We start from the raw sequence: 24,688 nt of genomic DNA, 5'->3' as shown, positions 1-24,688 counted from the left end.
CCGTCGTCAAGAGTTACCGCCTTATACTCAATCTCTTCTTCGTTCGTGTTTCCACATGCAAAACATTCCTTACTCATTCTATTCGTGCTCCTATTCTATTTGTTTTGAAAATACATATTTTTATATACATGATTTTAGCATACATCCTATTGATTGGTTGAACTTAATTACTCCGTTAGTTCATTATATGAAGCGTAGTTACGTCTTCAATATCATTGATTTCGAATTCATCTTCCAGATAATAAACTAATTGAGAACAATTGTAGTTGTATGTATCAATGGTTCTTTCAGCGTAATTCTTAATTTTTAAATCAAGTACAAATTCTTTCAGCAATGAAGACAGCATAAAAACCCCCGTTCATATGAGTTTTAATCACATACAAACAGGGGTTTCTGCTCCAATATTCTGTATTGCTAAAGTTTAAGTCGTTGTACGACTAAGTTTAGCACTCAAAAAATTGGTCTGTACGACTTAGTTCAGCCGTTTTATAAGCGTTGATTCTTATTTATTCAAGTTGTAGAAAGATGCAAGTCCGCCGTAGATGCCGGATGCTTTCAACTCGTCTTCGATACGAAGAAGTTGATTGTATTTCGCAACACGGTCAGTACGTGATGGTGCACCAGTCTTGATTTGGCCAGCGTTAGTCGCTACAGCGATGTCAGCGATTGTTGCATCTTCAGATTCACCAGAACGGTGAGAGATTACAGCTGTGTAGCCAGCGCGTTTAGCCATTTCGATTGCATCGAATGTTTCAGTAAGTGTACCGATTTGGTTAACTTTTACAAGGATGGAGTTACCAACGCCTTGCTCGATACCTTGTTTCAACCGTTTTGTGTTTGTTACGAATAGGTCATCACCAACAAGCTGAACTTTGTCGCCAATGCGGTCAGTCAATAGCTTGTGACCTTCCCAGTCGTTTTCGTCCAAGCCATCTTCGATAGAGATGATTGGGTATTTGTTTGTCATTTCTTCGTACCAAGCAACCATTTCTTCAGAAGAGCGAACTACGCCTTCACCTTTAAGGTTGTACTTGCCATCTTCGTAGAACTCAGAAGATGCAACGTCCATTGCAAGCTGTACTTCTTCACCTGGTTTGTAACCAGCAGCTTTGATTGCTTCTACGATTGTTTCAAGAGCTTCTTCGTTAGAAGAAAGGTTTGGTGCGAAACCACCTTCATCACCTACACCAGTGTTCAAACCTTTAGACTGAAGAACTTTCTTCAGACTGTGGAAGATTTCAGCACCCATGCGAAGTGCTTCTTTGAATGTAGGAGCTCCTACAGGCATGATCATGAATTCTTGGATATCAACGTTGTTATCCGCATGCTCCCCACCGTTAAGGATGTTCATCATTGGTGTTGGAAGTGTTTTGGAGTTGAATCCTCCAAGATAAGTGTAAAGTGGTACTCCAAGGTGATCTGCTGCTGCATGTGCTGCTGCCATGGAAACACCTAGAATAGCGTTGGCACCAAGTTTACCTTTGTTTTCTGTACCATCAAGTTCAATCAAAAGCTGATCGATGATAACTTGGCGAGTAACATCGACACCGATCAATTCTGGAGCGATTTTTTCGTTTACGTTAGCAACTGCTGTTTGAACACCTTTGCCAAGGTAACGATCTTTATCGCCATCACGAAGCTCAACTGCTTCGTATTCACCAGTGGACGCACCACTTGGAACGATTGCAGAACCGAAAGCTCCGGATTCTGTTAATACTTCTACTTCAATTGTAGGGTTACCGCGGGAGTCAAGGACTTCGCGTGCATATACGTCAGTAATGTATGGCATTATTTTTTCTCTCCTCTTATTTTTGGATTAGGCTTGTGCCTGTCATTTCTTCTGGTTTCTCAACATCCAATAGATCCAGTAATGTTGGAGACAAATCAGCAAGAATACCGCCGCTGCGAAGTTCTGCGCCTTCTTTTGTCACGATTACAGGAACCGGATTTGTCGTATGTGCAGTCATTGGCTTATCTTCAAGCGTAACTACTTCATCCGAGTTACCATGGTCAGCCGTAATAATAGCATGACCGCCTTTTTCAATAATTTTGTCGACGATTTTGCCGAGGCATTCATCAACTGCTTCAATCGCCTTCACAGTCGGTTCCAGCATACCTGAATGTCCAACCATGTCCGGGTTAGCGAAGTTCAAGATGATCGCTTGGTGTTTGTCCTGATCCAAGTCATCAAGTAACGCGTCCGTCACTTCGTATGCACTCATTTCAGGTTTCAAATCATATGTCGCCACTTTCGGGCTGTTAATTAGGATGCGATCCTCACCAGGGAACTCTTCTTCGCGACCGCCGCTCATAAAGAACGTAACATGCGGGTATTTCTCTGTTTCTGCAATACGCAGCTGTTTGATATTGTTCTGAGAAAGCACTTCGCCAACTGTGTTATCCAAATTGACTGGCTTATACGCTACATCACCGTCTACCGTTTCACTAAAATTCGTCATGCAGACAAATTCATTAATCGTTGGCGGGTGTTCACCACGATCAAAGTCACGGAAGTCTTTGTTAGCGAAAGTCCGAGAAATCTGGATAGCTCTGTCTGGGCGGAAGTTATAGAAGATGATTGCATCATCATCCTGTATTTTCGCTACCGGTTCACCATTTTCCTCTGTGATGACAGATGGAAGAACGAATTCATCATAGATTTCATTTTTATAGGAATCTTCGATGACGTCATAAGGACTCTTATAGGCAGGGCCTTCTCCGTAAACCATCGCATCATACGCTTTTTTCACACGATCCCAGCGTTTGTCGCGGTCCATGGAATAATAGCGTCCTGTAACTGTTGCAATCTTACCAACACCAAGTTCTTTGATTTTTGCTTCAGTCTGATCAATGAATTCTTTCGCGCTTCGCTGACCAACGTCACGACCATCAAGGAAACCATGGATATAAACTTTCTCCAGTCCATGCTTCTTCGCAAGCTCAAGTAGAGCGAACAAATGCTCAATGTGACTGTGTACGCCACCATTGGATAAAAGACCGAAGAGGTGCAGACTCTTATCGTTCTTTTTCGCATGGTCGACAGCTTTAAGAAGCACTTCATTATCATAAAAGTCGCCATCTTTGATGGATTTATTCACGCGAGTCAGGCTTTGATACACGATACGTCCAGCACCGATATTCAAGTGACCTACCTCAGAATTCCCCATCTGACCTTCCGGCAAGCCAACAGCCTCTCCGCTAGCAGTAAGTTCGTTATGCGGATACTTGTTCCAGTAACGGTCGAAGTTCGGCTTTTTGGCATGCTTCACTGCATTACCCTTTTCTTCACCACGGATTCCGAATCCGTCGAGGATGATGAGGGCAGCTAGTTTGTTCTGACTCATTTTGCACCAGCCTCCACAAGCGCTAGGAAGGAATCAGCTTCCAGGCTTGCACCGCCGACTAGAGCGCCGTCGATATCAGATTCAGAAAGTAGTTCGTCCACGTTTGCTGGCTTTACGCTTCCCCCGTATTGGATGCGTACAGCGTCAGCTGCTTCAGCGGATACTTTCTCATTTACAACATTACGGATGAAGGTGCAGACTTCATTCGCTTGCTGTGCTGTTGCAGTTTTACCAGTACCGATAGCCCATACTGGCTCATAAGCAAGAATTACTGTTGAAACTTGTTCAGCAGACAGACCTTCCAAAGCCTTTTCGACTTGGCCGCCGACTACTTCATTTGTTTTGTCAGCTTCACGCTCTTCAAGCGTTTCGCCGATGCAGACGATTGGAGTAATACCATGCTGTAATGCTGCATGTGTCTTCTTGTTAACAGACTCGTCTGTTTCGTTGTAATATTCACGACGCTCGGAGTGTCCGATTACCGCATATTCCACACCAATGCTTTTCAGCGCTGTTGGGCTGATTTCACCAGTGAATGCGCCGCTTTCTTCATAATGCATTGTTTGAGCAGCAATCTTAAGGTCCGTACCCTCTGTAAGCTTCACTAGCTCAGTCAAATACAATGCCGGTGCACAAACAATTGCTTCTGCTTTGTCACTGGATGGAATCTTCGCTTTCGTCGCTTCGATGAATTCTTTTGCTTCAGAAATTGTTTTGTTCATTTTCCAGTTTCCTGCGATGACGTTTTTACGCATAGTTCTCCATCCCTTCAGTCTTTTTATTTGTCGTTCAATGCAGCTACACCAGGCAGCTCTTTGCCTTCCATAAATTCAAGGCTGGCACCGCCGCCAGTGGAGATATGATCCATTTTGTCAGCAAGACCGAATTTCTCTACTGCTGCAGCAGAGTCTCCGCCACCGATGATAGAGAATCCTTCTCCTTCTGCCAGTGCTTCCCCAACTGCTTTTGTTCCTTCAGCAAATGCGTTCAATTCAAACACACCCATTGGTCCGTTCCAGATGATTAGTTTGGAATCTTTAACGATTTGCTTGTAAGTTTCACGAGTTTTTGGTCCGATGTCCAACGCTTCCCAGTCAGCAGGAATTTCTTCGATGCTTACTTCGCGCTTGTTGGCATCTTCGGAGAAATCATCAGCAACAACAACATCCTCAGGCATTACCATATTGACGCCTTTGTCTTTTGCTTTTTGCATGAATTCTTTCGCCAAATCGATTTTATCTTCTTCAAGCAAGGATTTTCCGATCTCATAGCCGCGTGCTTTAATGAATGTATAAGCTAAACCGCCGCCGATGATCAAATTATCAACCTTATCAAGCAAGTTATCGATAACACCAATCTTATCTTTTACTTTTGCACCGCCAATGATGGCAGTGAATGGTCGTTCCGGATTAGATAGTGCTTTACCAAGTACTTCTAGTTCACGCTCCAAAAGCAAACCTGCAACAGCTGGCAGATGTTTTGCTACTCCTTCTGTAGATGCATGAGCACGGTGTGCAGCACCGAATGCGTCATTTACATACACATCAGCTATGGAAGCAAATGCTTTTGCTAATTCTGGATCGTTTTTCTCTTCACCAGCTTCAAAGCGTACATTTTCGATAAGAAGTACATCACCATCAGCAAGACCTTCTACTGCTTGGTTCACTTCTTCGCCTTGTACTTGATCAACTTTAACGACTTCCTTATCAAGCAAATCGCTAAGACGCTGAGCAACAGGGTCCAAACGCAAATCTTCTTTTACTTCGCCTTTCGGGCGGCCAAGGTGGCTGGCAAGAATCACTTTTGCTCCTTGTTCGACAAGATGCTTGATTGTCGGAAGGGCAGCCTTGATGCGTGTATCATCAGTTACAGTGCCATTTTCCATTGGTACGTTGAAATCCACACGGCAGAAAACTTTCTTACCGGCTACATCAATATCGCGGATTGATTTCTTGTTCATATTTACGCCTCCTCGAATACTTGTTACCTATGTATCTGTTCTCTTTATTCACCCATCACGACAGGTCTGTTCCTTGTGTTGACTAACTAACTATCGGCATTAGCTAGAACCAGAAACAAAAACTACAGTATAAGCAACAGCCCTTCAAGAGTAAAAGTCCTCCTTAAAGGTCTCTTACTTATCCTTCTGACGTCAGTTAGAAAAAAAGAACAGGCATAGGTTAAAAGGGAGGGAGGTGCTCCTCCCTCCCTTTCTACCATTGCTTATTTAAAAATTAGATGCCTTTGCTTTTCAAGAATACAGCCAAGTCTACGCAACGAGTGGAGTAACCCATTTCGTTATCGTACCAAGAAACAACTTTTACCATGTTATCTTCCAATACCATAGTAGAAAGTGCATCTACTGTAGAAGAGTTTCTGTTTCCGATGTAATCGGAAGAAACAAGCGGCTCTTCGCTGTAACCAAGAACGTGGCTAAGTTCGCCTTCAGCAGCTTCTTTCAAAGCAGCGTTAACTTGCTCAGCTGTTACGTTTTGGTCGAATTCAGCAACCAAGTCAATAAGGGAAGCATCTTTAACTGGTACACGCATTGCCATACCATTCAATTTACCTTTAAGTTCAGGCAATACTAGAGAAACTGCTTTAGCAGCACCTGTAGTTGTAGGAATGATGTTTTCTGCTGCTGCACGTGCACGACGGTAGTCTTTGTGCGGCAAGTCAAGGATTTGCTGATCGTTTGTGTACGCGTGAACAGTTGTTACTAGACCACGTTTGATTCCGAATGTGTCATGAAGTACTTTTGCAACCGGAGCCAAGCAGTTAGTAGTACAAGAAGCGTTTGAAAGTACAGTATGCTCAGCTGGATCATAGCTGTTTTCGTTAACGCCCATTACGACAGTAAGGTCTTCGCCTTTAGCTGGTGCAGAGATGATAACTTTTTTCGCTCCTGCTTCAACGTGTTTCTTCGCATCTTCACCATTTGTGAAAATACCAGTAGATTCAACTACTACTTCTACACCAAGATCTCCCCAGCCAAGGTTAGCAGGATCGCGCTCAGAAAGAACTTTGATCTCTTTACCGTCAACAACTAGGTTAGTGCCGTTAACAGATACTTCTGCATCAAGAGTACCGTGTACAGAATCATACTTTAACAAATGGGCAAGCATATTCGCATCAGTAAGGTCGTTGATTGCAACTACCTCTGCTTCGCTGTTAGCTAGCGCTTGACGGAATACGTTACGTCCAATACGTCCAAAACCGTTAATACCAATTTTTACTGTCATGAAAATTTCCTCCTTGTAATAACTAAATGATTAAAGGGACTAATTACCCTTTATTAACTGGTTCGCTGCCGCCTCATCCGTCACTAGGATATTGTTCCTTCCAAGCTTGAAGTATGAGGCGATTGCACGAGCTTTCGAGGCACCGCCTGCAATAGCTATTACATGTTCTGCTTTATCTAAGTCCTCTAACTGCAATCCAACCGTCCGTACACGGTGGACTACATTCCCCTCAGCATCGAAGTAATAACCAAATGCCTCACTTACTGCAACACCGCTCTTGATTTGCTCGACAAGCGGCGCAGGCGTCCGTCTCCGTTCCGCCATAGTCATGGCGTCACCGATACCGTGGATAACCACGTTCGAACGGTTGATGATGGACAGAACTTCCTTAACGGAAGGCTCTTCGATAATTGTCTGATAAGATTCTTCCCCGATAGGGTCAGGAACATACAACAGTCGGTACTGACTCCTGGCTCGCTTCGCCATAGCAGCACAAATCGTGTTCGCTTCATTTTCCACCTGCTCACCAATACCGCCGCGTGCAGGTACGAACATGACATTTTCAGCTGTATGAATCGGCGGCATCGCTGCTGCCAGCGCGGCCATAGTGGTGCCTCCTGTTACTGCAACCGTATAGTTCGGATGCAGCATACCTTCCAGAAGTTGTGCACATCTTTTTCCCATCTCTTGTTTTACCCAATCTTGGGTATCACTATTACCGGGAACGACAATACAATTATCTATTCCTAGTCTTTCCCGGACACGCTGTTCCAAAACACTTATTTCAGAGGCTTCGAGCATAAAAGCTTCTAATTGCTCGTGAACTTCCAATCCTTCATCGGTAATCTGTACCCCTTTTGTGGTGATATAGATCATTCCTTGGTTCTGAAGGAAGTCAATTTCACCTCTGACTACCCGTTCTGCAAGATTCATGTTTTCAGCAAGTGTGCGACGTCCCAGCGGTCCCATTGTTTTGACAAACTGCAGGATTCCGTATCTTCGCTGCATAATTGCCAGAACATCCGGGAAAAGCTTCTTTTGTAGATCTATTACCGATCGCATAACATACCCCTTCTTCATAAAGCTTAATGGGTCAAAAAAGTCCCAGTATGTCATTTATTGTCCCACTTGCTATAAAAAAAATTCCTCTTGCAAATTCATCATAACAGTAAGGCTACATATATTCAACTTAAAACAACCGAAAAAACAATTAATTCACATATTTATTTAACTTAACAATTTCATAACAAAAAGGCACCGACAAGTTCGTCGATGCCTTTCTTCTATATATTACGTTAATGCAGTTTCCGGAACTGCTGCCTGTTCTTTCTTTTCCCATGGACGGGAACGCCATCTCCGGTAAGCGAAGAAACCGCGGAACCATTCATCTACGCCCATCGCAATCCAGACTCCAAGTAATCCGAGACCAAACGATACGCCTAGTGTGTAGCTAAGAAGTACAGCAATACCCCACATGCTAATGACTCCGATAATCGCCGGAAATTTTGCATCACCAGCTGATTTGAGTGAACTCATTAAGACAATATTCATCGCACGGCCAGGCTCAGTGAAGGCAACTGCCCATAAAATCGGTATACCCACTGCCAAAATAGCCGGGTCATCTGTGAACATTTGCAGAATAGGTGCTCCAGTTAATGCAAAGCCCATTGAAACGATGAAAGACGCTATCATAGCAATTTTAAGTGTACGCAAGCCACGCTTCAATGCTCGATCGTACTGCTTACCGCCGATGTAGCGGGATACAAGCAGCTGCGTACCTTCTGCAATAGATAGTGTGAACAAGTAACAAAGCATGGATATATTATTGATATATACACGAGCAGCAAGTGAAGCATCACCAAAATTCGCTACGATTGCTGTAATGACAATCTGGGAATATTGATAAGACAAGTTTTCTGCCGCAGAAGGAACACCGATAACTAGGATGTCCTTGATATCTTGCATGTTTAACTTAATTAAATGCGTACCTGTAAAACGAATTGCTAGATAACGATAAACAAAGTAGAACAATACAACAACTGCAAAAATACGTGCAATCACGATTGTCCAGGATACGCCGACAACACCAGTGATTGGTAAGCCGAACAATCCAAAGATGGCAACCAAATAACCGAATACACTTAGTACGTTCATCAGAACTGCAACAACCATGGAGACTTTAGTCCGGCCATTCGCACGGAGTATTGCACTAAGAGTTAAAGATAATGATTCTAAGAATAAAGACGCACCACATATTTTCACGAAGGTGGTCGCATAAGCGAGTGTCTCACCTTTCAAATCGAAGAAGCTTAAAAATACAGAACCGAACAGAACGACGACAGCAGATACGATCAAACCAAACCAGAAGTTCATACCGAACGCTGTCCGAGCAGTCTGTCGAGCATGCGCCAAATCCTCTGCACCGAGCTTCTGGCCAATGATGATCATAGAAGCAATAGAAGTGACGTTAAAAACCAAAATAAAAATGCTAATCAGCTGATTCGCTACGCCCACTCCGGCAGCAGCTAAATCTGAGTAATGACTCAGCATCAGTGTAGCAACAATACCCATTCCCATATGAAGTGCTAATTCAATAAACAGCGGCCAAGAGATGCGAAACAACGTCTGCTCAGATGTAGAAGTTGGGTTACCCAACAGACATTCTCCTTTTCGTTAAAATCAAACTCACTCTATATTAATCCTTTTTTTTGGAATGTAAAGGGCTTTGACTAAAAAAGATGAAATTATTTTTATGACACATTTATGTGGACATGACACGCTTTTTTAATTGGAAATCAGCAGTTATTGCTGTTTTTGAAAAAACCAACATTTGAAATCGCTTCCAATAATATTAATAAGATATTCAGGTAGATTTTGTTAAGTCCTATGCTATTACCGCTTAATGAATAACAGCATTCACTACAAAGGGCCGATACAGGATCGCAAGACAAAAAAGAACCTTCCTGAGGAAGGCTCCATTAACATCACTATCTTTACATTATAAGATTAAGATTCGGTATTTCGTTTAGGTGCCAATTCGATAGCAGAAGTTATGGCGGCTTTCATGCTCTTGGAGTCGGCGATGTTCTTTCCTGCTATATCAAAAGCTGTTCCATGATCCACTGATGTTCGGATGATACCGCCTTTGAGTCCGACCGTAATATTGACTCCTTCTTCAATCCCCATTACCTTGATGGGAGCATGACCTTGATCATGATAGCAGGCCACTACGATATCAAAGTCTCCTCTGCCAGCACGGAAAAACAATGTATCAGCCGGATACGGTCCTGTGGCGTCAATTCCTTCTTCACGAGCTCTTTGTATACCAGGAGCAAGCTTTTCCTCTTCTTCCCCGTTTCCAAACAAACCATTTTCCCCTGCATGAGGATTAATACCACAAACTGCGATTTTAGGCTGCTTCTGACCTGCTGCCGTTAGGGTATCGTGTGCCAGTTTAACTACTTTATAAGTTCTTTCTGGAGTGATTCGCTCAATTGCTTCTATAAGACCGACATGCGTTGTTAAATGAATGACTTTCAGGTTAGGCGTAGTGAGCATCATCGAGAAATCCTCTGTATCCGTCAGCGCGGCCAGTATTTCAGTGTGCCCTGGATAAAGGTGCCCTCCTTTATGCAATGCTTCTTTATTTAAAGGAGCTGTACAAATCGAATCAATTTCTTTCGCTTTCGCTAATTCAACTGCTTTTGCAAGATACTGATAAGCAGCATCACCAGCTTCACTGGAAATGACACCGAATGCTAAATCCTCCGGAAGTAGGTTCAAATCAATTACATCAATTACACCAGGTATGTTTTTTGCTTGAGAAACTCTTAATATGGAATGTATTTCACTTGTCGATCCAACTACTGAAGCTGCACGCTTTATTATCTTTGCATCACCTATTACTATAGGCTGACAATCAGCATATATGCTTTCATCCATAAGTGCTTTGGCTATTATTTCAGGACCAATACCTGCTGCATCACCCATAGTGATTCCGATAACTGGTTTTGTAATCATATATGAACAACTCCTCTAAGTTTTTTAATGGCATCTATAAAGACGGTTTCTTTACCAAATCCACCAGCTTTCGTTATGACAAACAATGTCTCTTTGCCGATAAAGGCAGAGATAGGAACACCTATTTCCAGTTCATCATACAAATGAAATCCATTTGTATCCAAAAGGCTGCAAACTTGTTTGGCAGTGTCTCCTCCAGTCATAACCAAACCATTGAACAATTCTTCCCTTATCAATTTTGCTATAACTTCTCCCAGCATTTTCACAATTTCATTACTCACTTGAGTCTCATTCAACCCCTGTTTTCTACCTGTTTCCCTTGCATGGCTTATATCTTCCTTACTTCCGGCTGTATAAATAGCTGTATCCAATCCTCTGGCAGCTGTAACTTTGGCAGCCTCAACGATTCTTTTGATTTCTTTTTCTCTTTCTTCTATAGAAGATACAGCTTTTGCGGAATCCAGACAGATACCTACTGTAGACGTTTCCTTCAGCAGCAAGTTCAATTGATTTCTTGACTGCTTGTTTACACTGCCCACAACAGTCAGAACCGGTTTATCGTGAGAAGGAATCAACAGTTCCTTGTTTACTTTGTGCTGGATACCATAATAAGAAGGCAGATAACTAGCCAAGCCTGCTGATCCAACCCAAGCAATGGAATAGGACGAGTTATTCGTAAGCTCTAAAAGACGTTGAAGATCTTCTTCTGCATCTGAATCAGCTACTACGTACTTAATATTTTGTTTTTTGAATTCATGTAACAAAAGCTGCACTATTTTTTCATTTGACCTAATCACTTCGAGCGGAATCAACCCTATTTCCTCATCAATCTGCCCTCTCAAAAGCGTAGGGATGTGAGCCTCATGCACAGGTGTTTTTGGATCGTGAGCAATTTCAGTTTGATTCAACAGCACCCCATTCAAATAGTGGTTGCCATCTATTACGGTTCGGCCGTTTTTCGGATATCCAGGTGCAATAATAACAAAATCTGTCTCTATCGTATCACCGAATGCTTTTATTTCGTTTCCGATATTTCCGCGCATCGTAGAATCTATCTTCTTGTAAATGGAATGAAACCCCGCCTGCAGCAAAAACTCCGTAATAGATTTAATTTTGTTATATGCCTCATTTGGAGCAATCGAACGACTATCAGTATCGAACACTATAGCCTCTGCTCCTTCGGCCGCCGAATAGTCCTGTTCCAAAAATACTTTTGTCTCCAACCCGGCTCTTGCCAGCTGAACACCGCTATCATTAGCTCCTGTAAGGTCATCTGCTATAATTGCTAACTTCATATATGCCACCCCTTAGTTGGTACCGTTTTCAATTTGTATCTAGTGTCATTGTAATAGCAAGTGATTAATTTCGCAACATTTTTATTTCTTTCAGCTTAATTCAGATAATAAAAAATGGTAATAATACATAAATAACGAAGAAAATCATTTTATTTGGTGCATTTTAAAACAAACTCATAAACCTTGCATTAATAACCTCTACTTATTCCAACAATATTTTTTTCTGCTGTGAGTGAAATATTTTTCTTCCTGTATTATGCTAAGAATATAGAGAAAGAAGTAAGACTGAGATGGCAAAAGGAGAACATATGACCATAAAAATATTGTTTATCGCACCCTATAACGGTTTAAAAGAACTGGTTAATGGTATGAAAGGCAACTTTCCGAATTTAGATATAGATGTACTTGTAGGTGACTTAGACGAAGGAGCACGTTTTGCCAGACAGACATACGAACAATACGACTTGATTATAAGCCGCGGAGGAACCGCTCAGTTCATAAAACAGAGCGTACCCATTCCTGTAGTTGAAGTAAAGGTTTCTGGATATGATGTACTGAAGGTTTTAACACTAGCCGAAGGGTATCCCGGCAGGACTGCAATTGTAGGATTCTCCAATATCTCAGAAGGCGCCCGTACTATCGCGGCACTTTTAGACTTGGATATCAAGACAGTAGAAATCAACAGCAGCGCAGAAGTCGAAACCACTTTAAAGGATTTGCAAAAAGAAGGCATCAAGTCCGTAATTGGAGACACAGTAACCATTGAAACTGCTAAAAAGACTGGATTGAACGGTATATTAATCACTTCTGGTTCAGAAGCAGTCAGCGAATCCTTCCAAGAAGCCATTCATATAAATGAATTACTCAACAGGTTAAAGGAAGAGATACAGCAGTACAAAAAGCTCCTGATACATGAAAAAAATGCATATATGTTATTTGACAGCAAAGGTAACGTCATAGAACAAAACCAAGCCTCTGAACAACTGTCCGAGAAGCTGGGAAGAGAATTTGAACAACTAAAACAATATGCCCTGGAAAGCATTCAGTCTAATAACACACTTTCCAAAATCGTTATGAATAACGGAAATGCCTTTGAGGTTTTCTCCAGCCCATTCAAGGATGACCTATGCTGGATTCGGGTTACGGATACAATCAGCGGAGAACAAGATAACCAAGGAATCCGTGTAGAAGATATTACTGACAGGATGGAGATGATAGGATCCAGCAGTAAAATCCAAACTGTTCACGAACAGATCAAAGCGACAGCCAGCCACACTGCACCTATACTATTAATCGGAGAAAAAGGTGTGGGCAAACTGACAGCTGCAAAGGAAATTCATAGACATAGCCCTCTCTTCCACCTGCCATTCGCAACAATATTATGCGATGCCATTCCATCAAAAGAATGGAAAACGAAGATGGAATCAATTCTAAGCAGCAACCATTTTGGAACTTGCTATTTAACGAATCTAGAATCGCTGAGCACAGATAGTCTAAAAGGCTTGTTACAGGTGTTGAAAAATAGGAAAACAGGTCCTAGAATTTTATCAGGAATAGAACCTGACAAATATGAGTTATTGAATCAAGAAAGCACTACAAAGGAACTCCTTACAGAATTAGCAGCGTACGCTATTGAATTACCATCACTAAAAGACAGAATAGAAGACATTGAGTCGTGGGCTCATTATCTTATCTCCTATCACAACACGGAATTCGGAGGACAGATAGTAGGTTTTAGAGAAAGCGCCTTATCCCTGTTGAAAGAGTTTGATTGGCCAGGTAATATTGATCAATTAAACGCTGCTATAGAGCAGCTTATTGTAGAAACGAATGGCTATCATATTGAGGTGGAGACGACAGAAAAAGTAATACAGAACCTACGGGATCATTCAAAGCAAAATGTCCATTTCCCATTAAAAGGTACACTTGAGGAGATTGAAAAAGAGATAATAAAAGCTGTGTTAAAAGAAGAAAACTATAACAAATCAAAAACAGCATCGCGTTTAGGAATCAATCGATCCACTCTATGGCGTAAACTGCAATCCTAATAAAAAAGAGACAAGTCGACTAAATCGACTTGTCTCTTTTTGCTATTTATTGCAACACAAATTAAAGGATAACTGATTCTAATCATTAGTAAATGTTTGTTTTTGCAACTTAATTATAAAATAACACTTGTAAAATGCGTTGTAAGCATTTACAATTAGTAATTGAAAGCGGTTTAATGTACTGTGTGTTTAAAAATGAAACTAAAGAAGAGGGTGTCAAGATGAAAATTAAAGCTACATTGGAAAGAATCCCAGGGGGAATGATGGTCGTACCATTATTGCTTGCAGCTGTTTTAAATACATTCGCTCCTGATTTGCTTCGAATAGGAAATTTCACACAAGCATTGTTTGTTGATGGAGCCTCCACGTTAATTGCTTTATTCTTATTATGTACAGGGGCTCAAATCAATCTGAAATCATTCGGTCGTTCTTTAGGAAAAGGTGCAACATTACTTGTTACCAAGTGGGCTGTCGGGGCAGCATTTGGTTTACTCGCAATCTTATTTGCTGGCGAAGACGGTTTATGGCTTGGAATTGCGCCTATCGCTATGATTGCAGCTATGACAAACAGTAACGGTGGTATGTTCGTCGCACTTGTCGGCCAATACGGAAGCAAGGAAGATAGAGCAGCATATTCTTTACTAGCTTTAAATGATGGTCCTTTCCTTACAATGGTTGCATTATCCATCTTTGGCGCAATGGGATTTGTAAACGGTTTATTTTCTATCACTTCTTTCATAGCCGTTTTACTTCCAATTGCAGTTGGTATGGTTCTTGGTAATTTAGATGAGAACATGAGAAGCTTTTTGGAGCGCGGCAGCTCCATGCTTATTCCATTCTTTGCATTCGCCCTTGGTATGAGCATTGATTTCAAATCCATACTTTCCGGTGGATTAAGCGGGGTTATCCTTGGTCTGTTAACTGTATTTGTCACTGGTACAGCTGGTTACTTTGTATTCAAGGCCCTTAAATGGAATCCTATCGTTGGTGCAGCTGAAGGTTCTACAGCAGGTAATGCAGTAGCAACACCAGCAGCAATAGCAGCAGCTAATGCGAGCTTTGCTTCTGTTGTTGATATTGCTACAGTTCAAGTAGCGGCCTCTGTGGTTACAACTGCAGTTGTCCTTCCGATTTATGTAGGCTTCTTAGTGAAAAGGCTAGAGAAAAAAGGTTATCAATTTGAACAGAATCAAGATTCAGATATAACGGACGAGAATTCGGGAAATGTTTCGAAACAGATTACTAGTAATCAAGCTTAGAGAAAAGAGGAACTGCCATATCAATTTGTGGCAGTTCTTTTTTTATCCATAGTATTTACTAGCTTTAAACCTCTTTGAGTCAATCAATACTTACGCTTCAATTTAGTCCAACTTCAGTTTAGACCATATAGTCAGTGTATGGTCACAGATATGTCGAAGCATAAAAAAACGCCCTCCTCATTTGGAAGGCGTTTTTAATGCTAATTGTTTTTCTAATTCACGCTGCTTCAATTCCCGACGCAGGATCTTTCCGCTGATTTGTGTTTTCGGCAGCTCTGCCATTACTTCGATTTCCCTTGGTGCAGCATGAGCAGCCAAATTCTTACGGACGAACAATCGTAAAGATTCCAGCAGTTCCGGTGTCTCCTCATAGCCATCACGCAGTGTGATAAAAGCTTTAACGATTTCCCCGCGAACAGGATCCGGCTTCCCGATTACTCCCGCTTCTGCAACAGCAGGGTGTTCAATAAGCTTACTTTCTACTTCAAATGGACCGATCCGTTCACCTGAGCTATTGATCATGTCATCGTTCCGGCCTTGGAAGAAGATATAACCTTCTTCATCCTTCAACGCTAAATCACCGGAAATATACCAGCCAGGATAAACAAAGTAACTTTCATATTTCCCTCGATCGCCCCAGATATCCTGCATAAGACCCGGCCATGGCGTTTTAACGGCAAGCTGACCAATTGAATTCGCTGGCAACTCATTCCCTTCATCATCCAGGATACCAACCTGAATGCCTGGGAATGCACGTCCCATTGAGCCCGGTTTGATTGGTTCGGAAGGCAGATTGACGATAATATGTCCTCCAGTTTCTGTCATCCACCACGTATCGTGGATACGAAGCTGTAAGTTATCCCATGCCCATGTGATGACTTCCGGATTGAGCGGTTCTCCGACACTAAGAATATGACGCAAGCTAGTTAGATCATAATCCTTGTACAAATCTCCTTTTGCCTTGAGCAGGCGGAAAGCAGTAGGTGCACTATATAGTGTTGTCACTTTAAGCTCTTCAATGATTTTGTACCAAGATTCAGCTTGGAAACGTCCTCCTTGGATAACAATAGTTGCTCGGTTCAACCATGGCGCGAACAAGCCATAGACACTGCCAGTTACCCACCCAGGGTGTGACGTACACCAATACACATCATCATCTTGAACATCGAGCACCCATTTCCCGGATACAGCATGGTGGATGAAGGAACGATGGGCATGCAGGACGCCTTTTGGCTTACCAGTCGAGCCGCTCGTATAATGGATCAGAAGACCGTCTTCTCTGTCGACCCATTCTACTTCTCCTGAAACAGATGCATCCGGCTCAGCTGCATCAATTTCTTCTATTAAAAGAATTTCCTGCAAGGAAGGAATATCCTCGGCTGGAACTCTGTTAATCAAGTCCTGATCTGTTATCAGCAATGTACCACCGCAATCATTAATCCGATCACGTACAGCATCTTCCATGAACGCTTCAAACAGCGGACCTGCAATCGCTCCAACACGGATGGTTGCCAGTATAGCAATGTAGCATTCAGGATTTTTCGGAAGAAAGATAAAAACACGGTCTCCCTTCTCTACTCCACGTGAACGAAGGACCTTCGCATAATGCTCAATTTTCTGCTGCAGCTGTTCGAATGTCAAACTGGATTGCAGCACCCCATCTTTCACATAATGCAAAGCAGTTTTTGATCCATATCCGTCCTCTACATGGCGGTCGACAGCTTCATAGGATGCGTTACACCTACCATCTTTTCTGCCGAGAAGCTCCTCTTCTAGCACTTTCCAATCATGGTTGTTCAGTGCTTCTTGATAGCTTGAAAGATTATGCTTTTTGTCCGATTTCGGTGACAAGCTTGTAGTCATATGTCTGTTCCTTCCCTTCCAGTAGATCTAGTATGTCTTCTTTCCATTTTCCGAGCGCTGCACTTCCGCGAGAGCGCGGTCTTGTTAAAGCTATTTTCAAATCTTTGGCCAAAGTTGATGGTCGTCCTTGCAGGAGCAAGACACGATCACTCAAATATAAGGCTTCATCGATATCATGCGTAACGAGGATGATTGTGGTACCAGTTGTTTCCCAAATCTTCAAAAGAAGCTCTTGCAGCTGCATTTTTGTGAATGCATCAAGTGCACTAAACGGTTCATCCAGCAGAAGGATATCAGGCTCTGTCACAAGCGCACGTGCAATAGCTGCCCGCTGTGCCATACCGCCAGAAAGCTCCCGTGGATAGAGCTTTTCGGCTTCTTTTAGTCCGACAAGCTCCAAATACCGCCGTGCCTTCGCCTCATTTTCCTTGCGGTCTCCCTTCAAGCCGAAAGTGGCATTAGCTAAGACCGTTTTCCAAGGCAAGAGCCGCGGTTCCTGAAAGATAAAGCCAACACGCTGATCGGAAGGAATGCTGATGTTCCCTTCATAATCGTTATCAAGACCTGCCAGCGCCCGCAGAACCGTACTCTTACCGCATCCGCTCGTACCGAGCAGACTTACAATTTCTCCTTTTCCAACAGAGAAATTCACTTGCTGCAATACTTGTTTTTCCCCGAAGCTTCTTCCCAGCGCCTTTACTTGTAATGTCATGCTGATTCCTCCCTTGTCATTTCGCTAATGCGGTATCCTGCCAATGAAGCGACCGCTTCTGAATGAGCTTCAGCACCCAATCTGTCAATTTACCGAGCAGGGCAAACAAGAAAATACTGGCGATGATTACATCAGGAGAGTAAGTGTTCTGCCCTAAAATAAGAAGGTAACCCAGCCCTTGGCTAGCACCCATGATTTCTGCAGCAACAACGAACATCCACCCTAAACCGAGACCGCTTCTCAAACCGGTAAGGAAAGACGGCAGAGATGCCGGAAGAATAATTCTTCTTACTAGTGCTACTCCATCGAGGCCATACATTCTGCCCACTTCAATCAGTTTTCTATCCACTCCGCGAATACCGTCAACGATATTCAAATAAACAGGGAAGAACACACCGACTGCAATCAATGTCACTTTTGATGTTTCGCCAATCCCCATCCAAAGGATGAACAGCGGAACCCATGCCAGCGACGGGATGGAGCGAAATGCTTGAATCAGCGGATCGAAGAATCGTTCCGCAAGCTCGGAATAGCCGACAAGTGTTCCCAAAAGAATAGCTGCGATTGTTCCAATGATAAAACCAACAAACAGCCGATAAACAGTAAGTAATACATGATCCTGCAGAGTACCATCCTGCAAGTATGTAATGATGGTCGACAAAATAGCGCTAGGCGCAGGCAGTTGATAAGCAGGAATGACTCCTGCCCTGCTCAGAATCTCCCATGCTGCCAGCAATAAGATTGGCAGCAGTGAACCGAGCAGTACAGGATGTGTCCGTAATTTCTTCCACATAAATCATCATTCCTCTCCAAGTTCTTGTGCGAATTTCGGTTCAATATAAGCATTAACCGTTTCCGCTACATCTTTGTTGCCTTTCCATAGATTCGCCTTTTCCAGAACAGCACCTGATTGATTCAGAATCTCCCGCTGCGTATCGCCTGGGACAGATTCAGAGAAATCATTTCGTTCCAGCTGCTTTGCTGCAACTTCTTGGCTGATTCCTGCCTCTTTAGCAACAATCTCCGCTGTCTCTTCCGGATTCTCTTCTATCCATGCTCTTGCTTTGTCATAAAGTTTCAAGACTTCTTTTACTTCTTCAGGATGATTTTCAGCGAATTCTTCCCGAACGTTCAGGAAATTATATGTGTTGAAGTCTTCATTCCGATAGAAAAGCTGTGCGTCATTCTCTAGTTCAAGCTTTGCCATATGCGGATCAAGTCCTGCCCATGCATCTACATCACCTGAGAGCAAAGCGCTCGCTCCGTCGGCATGCTGCAGGTTGACGATTTCGACATCCTGCTCATCTAGACCAGCTTCCTGCAAAGTACGCTGCAAGAAGATATACGGATCTGTTCCAACAGTAGCGGCGACTTTCTTTCCTTTCAAGTCGGCAGGCTCTTTAATGTCGCTGTCCTTTGCCGCAACCAATGCTGTCCATTCTGGTTTGGACGCCAGATATATACCTTGAATCGGATTGCCATTAGCCTTGGCAAGCAAGGCGGCACTGCCAGCTGTAGAACCAAAATCCACGCTGTTACTGTTTAAAAATTCAAGTGCCTTATTACTCCCTTGGCTAAGTGTCCAAGTCACTTCAATGTCAGAATCCTTGAATGCTTCTTCTGCCCATCCTTTGTTCTTTATCACCAGACTTGCTGGAGAGTAGTAAGCATAATCCAAGCGAATTTGTTTTAATTCACCAGATGCACTGCTTGAGTTCCCGCAAGCTGCCAGAAATACGATTACAACTAAACTAAGTAAAGCTAGTAAACTTCTTTTATCTATAAGGGGAATCTTATTCATCAATCGTTACTCCTTTGTTATCCAGTTCACAGGCATAAGTACTTATTGTTCCGCGCAGGCGCTGTGCTTCTTTGTATGTGCAGCGATTGTGAACAACTTCCAATCCTGCTTCCCTGGCGATAGCAACAGCTTCTTGCGAAACGACACCTTCTTGGAGCCAGAAGATTTCTGGACGTACTTCGGCTGCTTCCTTAGCTAGCTCCACAGCTGCTTCGGGACTGCGGAAAATCTGAGCAATATCGATTTTCTCAGGCACGCTTGTCAAATCGGGATAAGCTTTTTCTCCCAATACACTCGTTTCAGCAGGGTTAACCGGAATAATTTTGTAGCCAAGTCGCTGCATCTTGCGAGCCAAACGGTTGCTTGGGCGCTGTTCCTTACTGCTCAAGCCTACTACTGCAATAGTTTTTTGACGGCCTGTCGCATCTGTCGCACTGCCGAGTGCTTCCCGGATAACGGCTTCATCATTGATGACGATTTTCCGTGATTCAGAACGGATTCCCGTCGCTTTTTCCAATGCTCTGTCCAAATCATGAATAAGATCATCCACTGACTCAATTCCAACAGACAAGCGTACCAATTCCTCTTTCACTCCCGTAGCAGCGAGCCCTTCTGCATCCAGCTGCAGATGTGTCGTTGATGCAGGATGTATAATCAATGATTTTGCATCTCCGACGTTGGCAACGTGTGACCAAAGTGCAACATTATTGATCAGTGTAGCACCAGCTTTTCTGCCACCCTTAATACCAAAATTAACAATGGAACCAGTACCAAATGGAAGTACTTTCTTTCCTAATTCATAGGATGGATGGCTGCTGAGTCCTGGATAAGCAACCCAATCAACTGCGGGATGCTGCTCAAGATAGTTCGCAAGCTTTTCTGCATTTTGGACGTGGCGTTCAACGCGCAAGTGCAAAGTCTCTAGCCCCTGAATCAGCTGCCATGCATTAAACGGACTAAGCGCAGCGCCTAAATCACGCAGTAATTGCACACGCAATTTTGTACTGAAAGCAAGGGTTCCGAAATCAAATGCATAGCGGATGCCATTGTAGCTCGGATCCGGCTCTGTAAATGTCGGAAATTTCGGTGAATTCCAATCAAACCTGCCTCCGTCAACAATCAATCCTCCAATAGAAGTACCATGACCGCCAATCCACTTCGTCGCACTGTGAACAACAATATCAGCACCTAATGTGATCGGTTTGCTCAAAATAGGTGTAGCAAATGTACTGTCAACGATTAGCGGAATACCCGCATCATGCGCCACTTCGGCTACGGCTTCCACGTCTAGTACATGCAGACTCGGGTTTCCGATAATCTCTGCAAATACAGCCTTCGTTTTGTCTGTAATCGCTGCACGGAAAGCTTCCGGATCAGTTGGGTCGACGAATTTTACGTTGATTCCATAACGCGGAAGTGTCGTTTGGAATAGATTATACGTTCCGCCATATAAGTTGGTCGCTGCTACGATTTCATCTCCAGCTGCAGCCAGATTTAGGATGCTGTAACTGATTGCTGCCATTCCAGAAGCAACTGCAACTGCTGCAACGCCGTCTTCCAGCAATGCAATCCGTTTTTCTAATACATCGACGGTAGGGTTACCAATACGGGAATAAATGTTACCTGGTTCATCCAATGCGAATAGACGCTCAGCATGATCTGTATCATGGAAAAGGTATGAAGTTGTTTGATAAAGCGGTACTGCTCTTGAACCTGTTGTCGGATCTGGTGCTTGACCACCGTGTAATGCTAATGTCTCTGCTTTATATACTTGATCTGTCATTTTGTCATTCCTCCAATTTTTATATAGATGAAAAAAGCAGCTTCCAGTAAGAAGCTGCTGCATAAGCATGAAACTTCTTATCTCTCAAACTCTTTGTTTGCTGGAAGTAGCACCTTCCAAGCATTGCTGCTTGCAGGTTGCCGGGCATCATAGGACCAGTCCCTCCGCCTCTCTTGATAAGTTATTATGAAATTTTCATAGGCTGCTGAAGCACCTCACGGATATGATGTCCCCATTTTTCAAATTCGAGCAGAAAGCCATCATGTCCATAAATTGTTTTAACGTCTATATGACGGGCACCCGGAACTGCCGCTGCAAAGCGTTCAATCTCTTCCGGCGGAAACAGCAGATCTCTGGAGAAGCCGAATGTCAGTACAATCGCTTTTATACTTTGAGCAGCAGACTGCCATCCTCCTCTTCCCCTTCCGATATCATGGCTGTTCATCGCTTCTAATAATGTCACGTAACAATTGGCATCAAAGCGATTGACGAGCTTCTCTCCTTGGTAGTTCAAATATGATTCCACTTCATAAGCTGCATCGTCCCTGCGGGAGGCAGCGCGACGGAAGCGTTCATTATATTGGTGATCAGAGCGGTAAGTAAGCATTCCTACCATCCTTGCAAGTCCGAGACCCGCAGCAGGTGGTTTATCTGCTGTGTAGTTACCATTGTTCCAATCGTGATCGGAAGTGATAGCTGTCTTGGCTAAGTGATTATAGGCAATTGCGTAATCACTTACATAAGGAGTTGCCGCCAAGGGGATCAGCACATCCATGAAATCTGGATACATGACACCCCATTCCAGTACTTGCATTCCTCCTAAAGATCCGCCGATCACAGCCCTTAAATGAGAGATTCCTAGCTTCTCCAATGCAAGGCGCTGAACCGAAACCATGTCACGGATCGTAATAGCAGGAAAAGCTGCCGCATACCTATCACCTGAAACTGGATCTGCCGATAAGGCACTTGTTGTGCCATTGCAGCCGCCCAGCACATTACATGTAATTATTTGATACCGGTCGGTGTCGATAAACCCTCCAGGCTTCAGCAATCCGCTCCACCAGCCTGGAACTGTACCATTACCAGCCGCAAGTTGATCTCCTGTCAGCGCATGGCAGATCAGCACCGTTTCTCCTGATTCGGGTCCGCTTCTTTCATAAGCTACTTCCACCTGTGAAAGGATTTCACCTGATTCAAGCTCGATATCCCCTATTAGAAGTTTTCCGGTTTGGTATGACTGTTGTGACCCCATGTTCCGTACACTTCCTCCCCTCAAAATAAAAAAACCACCCTGAGAGGACAGGGTGGCAATATGTACCGACATGTCTCTCTCATCTCTAAAGTGCATACGCACTTTCAGGAATTAGCACCTTATAAGCATTTCTGCTTGCAGGTTGCCGGGCATCGTCGGGCCAGTCCCTCCGCCTCTCTTGATAAGAGCTTGCTATTTATTTGTTAACAGGATTGTAGCATGGGTTAAAATATGAGTCAACTATAAATTCTGAAATTTCCATTTACGCTGTAAAATCCCCCAGAAATTTGGACGCCCCGCATCAGCTAATGCCAATGCGGGGCTAATAATGTAACTTTTCTATTGTAAGTAGAGGATACCTAATACATCCTCTTGCCGCGGTACTTGTTCCACATGGTAGTTTACACTTAAACGATGCAATCCCTACCTCTATTGCATCCTCACGGCTCCTAGGCCGCTCCAGTCTGAATAAGTACTTCTAATTAAAACTATAGCAGAATGCCAATGATCTTCGATAAAGTTACTTAAACATCGAAGACGTTAACTATCTTATCATGCTTTACAATTATTGTCAAACTCCCGATGGAGCGCCTATCCGCAGCTATCTATCTATTCCCGCTGTAACACCGCGCAAACTACTCCAAATTTCCCATATTTCTTAAATTCGGCACTATTTTAGTAACGCTTCATGACAAAAGCCCTGAAAACACTTACACGAGTTGGTCAGAAATATTCACGTAAGATAACCTGACAAGTTTGTTACATTTTTTTGTCTGGCACTTATAATGAGAAAAGATTTAAATTTTCAAACAATAAAGATAAACACAGGGGGTAGAGAAAATGGATATGGCTAATACGGTATTCATGTTTGTCGCAACTGTCTTGGTATGGTTGATGACACCAGCACTCGCACTCTTCTACGGCGGGTTAGTAAGAAGCAAGAACGTACTGAGCACAGCGATGCACAGCTTTACGACTATGGCAATCGTATCAATCATCTGGATTATTATCGGCTTTTCCCTGGCGTTCTCACCAGGTAACGGAATTATTGGAGGATTAGATTTCTTCGGACTTAATAATGTTGGTTTCGAGCCGACTGAAGGACACACTATTCCATTCAATTTATTCATGATGTTCCAAATGACATTCGCGATTCTGACAACTGCAATCGTATCTGGCGCTTATGCAGAACGTATTCGTTTCCCGGCATTCATCTTATTTACAGTTCTATGGGTCCTCATCGTTTACTCCCCACTTGCACACTGGGTATGGGGCGGCGGCTGGATCGCTGAAATGGGCGCTCTAGATTTCGCAGGCGGAAACGTTGTCCACATTTCCTCCGGTCTTGCAGGTTTGGTTGTTGCAATCGTTATTGGTAAACGGAAAAATGCAGGCACCACTGCACCGCATAACCTGATCTTCACCTTAATTGGAGGCGCACTTCTATGGTTCGGCTGGTTCGGATTCAACGTCGGCAGTGAGCTTGCTTTCGATGACGTAGCAATGTATGCCTTCATCAATACAAATACTGCTGCTGCTTCTGGTGTACTAGGCTGGATGATCATTGAATGGGTTGTCAATAAAAAGCCAACACTATTGGGAGCTGTATCCGGTGCGATTGCCGGTCTTGTAGCCATCACTCCTGCTGCAGGTTTCGTCTCCCCTATTGCCAGCATTCCTATCGGCTTCATCGGCGGTATCGTTTGCTTCTGGGGTGTCGGCTGGCTGAAACAGAAGCTAGGCTATGATGACGCACTCGATGCTTTCGGATTGCACGCAGTCGGTGGTACTTGGGGTGGTATCGCAACAGGCTTGTTCGCTAGCGATTCCATTAATTCAATCGTTGAGCACAATGGTCTTTTCTACGGTGGCGGTATTGATCTATTATGGAGACAGGTGGTTGCCATCATTGCGACATTTGCATTCGTCGGCGTTGTGACATTTATCCTCATCACAATCGTCAACCTTATCTTCAAAGCACGTGCTACTGATGAAGAAGAAGCAAAAGGCTTGGATTTGACAATGCATGGCGAGCGCGCTTACCAGGATTAAACTAAAAGGAGGAACGG

The 24,688-nt window shown here is 43.3% G+C and carries 18 protein-coding genes and 2 riboswitches; of the genes, 3 read left to right on the top strand and 15 right to left on the bottom strand.

The annotated features are described in order from the left end of the window. Nucleotides 1-502: 502 nt before the first annotated feature. The 9 genes from eno to GZ22_RS16190 form a co-directional block, all read right to left on the bottom strand. Entirely contained in the window at nucleotides 503-1,789 is a 1,287-nt protein-coding gene (eno, locus tag GZ22_RS16230; RefSeq protein ID WP_038564733.1) for a phosphopyruvate hydratase, read from the bottom strand. Between the two features lie 16 nt (nucleotides 1,790-1,805). After that, complete coding sequence (gene gpmI / locus GZ22_RS16225) at nucleotides 1,806-3,344, bottom strand: 2,3-bisphosphoglycerate-independent phosphoglycerate mutase (protein ID WP_038564730.1); 1,539 nt, start codon at nucleotides 3,342-3,344, stop codon at nucleotides 1,806-1,808. Then, nucleotides 3,341-4,099 carry a triose-phosphate isomerase gene (tpiA, locus tag GZ22_RS16220; RefSeq protein WP_038564727.1) on the bottom strand — a complete coding sequence of 253 codons (759 nt, stop codon included), beginning with the start codon at nucleotides 4,097-4,099 and terminating at the stop codon, nucleotides 3,341-3,343. The genes gpmI and tpiA overlap by 4 nt, the downstream gene beginning before the upstream one ends. Nucleotides 4,100-4,122: 23 nt before the next feature. Beyond that, a complete protein-coding gene (locus GZ22_RS16215) occupies nucleotides 4,123-5,304 on the bottom strand; it encodes a phosphoglycerate kinase (protein ID WP_038564725.1) in 1,182 nt (393 codons plus the stop codon). A 274-nt stretch (nucleotides 5,305-5,578) separates the two neighbouring features. After that, nucleotides 5,579-6,586: a type I glyceraldehyde-3-phosphate dehydrogenase gene (gene gap, locus GZ22_RS16210; protein WP_038564722.1), complete on the bottom strand. Its 1,008-nt coding sequence runs from the start codon at nucleotides 6,584-6,586 to the stop codon at nucleotides 5,579-5,581. Between the two features lie 39 nt (nucleotides 6,587-6,625). Further along, entirely contained in the window at nucleotides 6,626-7,648 is a 1,023-nt protein-coding gene (locus GZ22_RS16205; protein ID WP_038564719.1) for a sugar-binding transcriptional regulator, read from the bottom strand. Nucleotides 7,649-7,876: 228 nt separating this feature from the next. Continuing rightward, entirely contained in the window at nucleotides 7,877-9,241 is a 1,365-nt protein-coding gene (locus GZ22_RS16200; RefSeq protein WP_093880369.1) for an MATE family efflux transporter, read from the bottom strand. A 351-nt stretch (nucleotides 9,242-9,592) separates the two neighbouring features. Then, complete coding sequence (pdxA, locus tag GZ22_RS16195; protein ID WP_038564712.1) at nucleotides 9,593-10,606, bottom strand: 4-hydroxythreonine-4-phosphate dehydrogenase PdxA; 1,014 nt, start codon at nucleotides 10,604-10,606, stop codon at nucleotides 9,593-9,595. Next, nucleotides 10,603-11,901 carry a four-carbon acid sugar kinase family protein gene (locus GZ22_RS16190; protein WP_038564710.1) on the bottom strand — a complete coding sequence of 433 codons (1,299 nt, stop codon included), beginning with the start codon at nucleotides 11,899-11,901 and terminating at the stop codon, nucleotides 10,603-10,605. The genes pdxA and GZ22_RS16190 overlap by 4 nt, the downstream gene beginning before the upstream one ends. Nucleotides 11,902-12,209: 308 nt before the next feature. Between GZ22_RS16190 and GZ22_RS16185 the strand changes: the two genes are divergently transcribed. Together GZ22_RS16185 and GZ22_RS16180 are read left to right on the top strand one after the other, a co-directional pair. After that, nucleotides 12,210-13,949 carry a sigma-54-dependent Fis family transcriptional regulator gene (locus GZ22_RS16185; RefSeq protein WP_164072104.1) on the top strand — a complete coding sequence of 580 codons (1,740 nt, stop codon included), beginning with the start codon at nucleotides 12,210-12,212 and terminating at the stop codon, nucleotides 13,947-13,949. A 221-nt stretch (nucleotides 13,950-14,170) separates the two neighbouring features. Beyond that, complete coding sequence (locus tag GZ22_RS16180) at nucleotides 14,171-15,208, top strand: 2-keto-3-deoxygluconate permease (protein WP_051748399.1); 1,038 nt, start codon at nucleotides 14,171-14,173, stop codon at nucleotides 15,206-15,208. Between the two features lie 177 nt (nucleotides 15,209-15,385). Here the strand turns inward: GZ22_RS16180 and acsA are convergent, their stop codons facing one another. From acsA to metX, 6 genes are all read right to left on the bottom strand, one after another. Next, on the bottom strand, nucleotides 15,386-17,071 hold the full coding sequence (acsA, locus tag GZ22_RS16175) for an acetate--CoA ligase (protein ID WP_038564705.1): 1,686 nt from the start codon (nucleotides 17,069-17,071) through the stop codon (nucleotides 15,386-15,388). After that, a complete protein-coding gene (locus GZ22_RS16170) occupies nucleotides 17,031-17,783 on the bottom strand; it encodes an ABC transporter ATP-binding protein (RefSeq protein ID WP_051748394.1) in 753 nt (250 codons plus the stop codon). The genes acsA and GZ22_RS16170 overlap by 41 nt, the downstream gene beginning before the upstream one ends. A gap of 16 nt (nucleotides 17,784-17,799) precedes the next feature. Beyond that, nucleotides 17,800-18,576 carry an ABC transporter permease gene (locus tag GZ22_RS16165; RefSeq protein WP_051748392.1) on the bottom strand — a complete coding sequence of 259 codons (777 nt, stop codon included), beginning with the start codon at nucleotides 18,574-18,576 and terminating at the stop codon, nucleotides 17,800-17,802. Between the two features lie 6 nt (nucleotides 18,577-18,582). Continuing rightward, nucleotides 18,583-19,584 carry an aliphatic sulfonate ABC transporter substrate-binding protein gene (locus GZ22_RS16160; RefSeq protein WP_038564702.1) on the bottom strand — a complete coding sequence of 334 codons (1,002 nt, stop codon included), beginning with the start codon at nucleotides 19,582-19,584 and terminating at the stop codon, nucleotides 18,583-18,585. Beyond that, nucleotides 19,577-21,367, bottom strand: coding sequence for a PLP-dependent aspartate aminotransferase family protein (locus GZ22_RS16155; protein ID WP_038564698.1), 1,791 nt, complete (start codon nucleotides 21,365-21,367; stop codon nucleotides 19,577-19,579). Before GZ22_RS16155 ends, GZ22_RS16160 begins: the two co-directional genes overlap by 8 nt. Nucleotides 21,368-21,441: 74 nt before the next feature. Beyond that, nucleotides 21,442-21,550: riboswitch (SAM riboswitch) on the bottom strand. Between the two features lies 1 nt (nucleotide 21,551). Next, nucleotides 21,552-22,619: a homoserine O-acetyltransferase MetX gene (gene metX, locus GZ22_RS16150; protein WP_038564695.1), complete on the bottom strand. Its 1,068-nt coding sequence runs from the start codon at nucleotides 22,617-22,619 to the stop codon at nucleotides 21,552-21,554. A gap of 76 nt (nucleotides 22,620-22,695) precedes the next feature. Further along, nucleotides 22,696-22,807: riboswitch (SAM riboswitch) on the bottom strand. Between the two features lie 652 nt (nucleotides 22,808-23,459). Here metX and GZ22_RS16145 point away from each other — a divergent pair. After that, a complete protein-coding gene (locus GZ22_RS16145; protein ID WP_038564692.1) occupies nucleotides 23,460-24,671 on the top strand; it encodes an ammonium transporter in 1,212 nt (403 codons plus the stop codon). The last annotated feature ends 17 nt before the right edge of the window (nucleotides 24,672-24,688 follow it).

The sequence above is a fragment of the Terribacillus saccharophilus genome (assembly GCF_000725365.1).
In the GTDB taxonomy this organism is placed as follows: Bacteria; Bacillota; Bacilli; order Bacillales; family Amphibacillaceae; genus Terribacillus; species Terribacillus saccharophilus.
This window is presented reverse-complemented; position numbering and strand designations above follow the sequence as displayed.

Bases quoted from the DNA above. Each gene is read 5' to 3' on its own strand.
- eno (WP_038564733.1), bottom strand. From the start codon at position 1,789: ATGCCATACATTACTGACGTATATGCACGCGAAGTCCTTGACTCCCGC.
- gpmI (WP_038564730.1), bottom strand. From the start codon at position 3,344: ATGAGTCAGAACAAACTAGCTGCCCTCATCATCCTCGACGGATTCGGA.
- tpiA (WP_038564727.1), bottom strand. From the start codon at position 4,099: ATGCGTAAAAACGTCATCGCAGGAAACTGGAAAATGAACAAAACAATT.
- GZ22_RS16215 (WP_038564725.1), bottom strand. From the start codon at position 5,304: ATGAACAAGAAATCAATCCGCGATATTGATGTAGCCGGTAAGAAAGTT.
- gap (WP_038564722.1), bottom strand. From the start codon at position 6,586: ATGACAGTAAAAATTGGTATTAACGGTTTTGGACGTATTGGACGTAAC.
- GZ22_RS16205 (WP_038564719.1), bottom strand. From the start codon at position 7,648: ATGCGATCGGTAATAGATCTACAAAAGAAGCTTTTCCCGGATGTTCTG.
- pdxA (WP_038564712.1), bottom strand. From the start codon at position 10,606: ATGATTACAAAACCAGTTATCGGAATCACTATGGGTGATGCAGCAGGT.
- GZ22_RS16190 (WP_038564710.1), bottom strand. From the start codon at position 11,901: ATGAAGTTAGCAATTATAGCAGATGACCTTACAGGAGCTAATGATAGC.
- GZ22_RS16185 (WP_164072104.1), top strand. From the start codon at position 12,210: ATGACCATAAAAATATTGTTTATCGCACCCTATAACGGTTTAAAAGAA.
- GZ22_RS16180 (WP_051748399.1), top strand. From the start codon at position 14,171: ATGAAAATTAAAGCTACATTGGAAAGAATCCCAGGGGGAATGATGGTC.
- acsA (WP_038564705.1), bottom strand. From the start codon at position 17,071: ATGACTACAAGCTTGTCACCGAAATCGGACAAAAAGCATAATCTTTCA.
- GZ22_RS16170 (WP_051748394.1), bottom strand. From the start codon at position 17,783: ATGACATTACAAGTAAAGGCGCTGGGAAGAAGCTTCGGGGAAAAACAA.
- GZ22_RS16165 (WP_051748392.1), bottom strand. From the start codon at position 18,576: ATGTGGAAGAAATTACGGACACATCCTGTACTGCTCGGTTCACTGCTG.
- GZ22_RS16160 (WP_038564702.1), bottom strand. From the start codon at position 19,584: ATGAATAAGATTCCCCTTATAGATAAAAGAAGTTTACTAGCTTTACTT.
- GZ22_RS16155 (WP_038564698.1), bottom strand. From the start codon at position 21,367: ATGACAGATCAAGTATATAAAGCAGAGACATTAGCATTACACGGTGGT.
- metX (WP_038564695.1), bottom strand. From the start codon at position 22,619: ATGGGGTCACAACAGTCATACCAAACCGGAAAACTTCTAATAGGGGAT.
- GZ22_RS16145 (WP_038564692.1), top strand. From the start codon at position 23,460: ATGGATATGGCTAATACGGTATTCATGTTTGTCGCAACTGTCTTGGTA.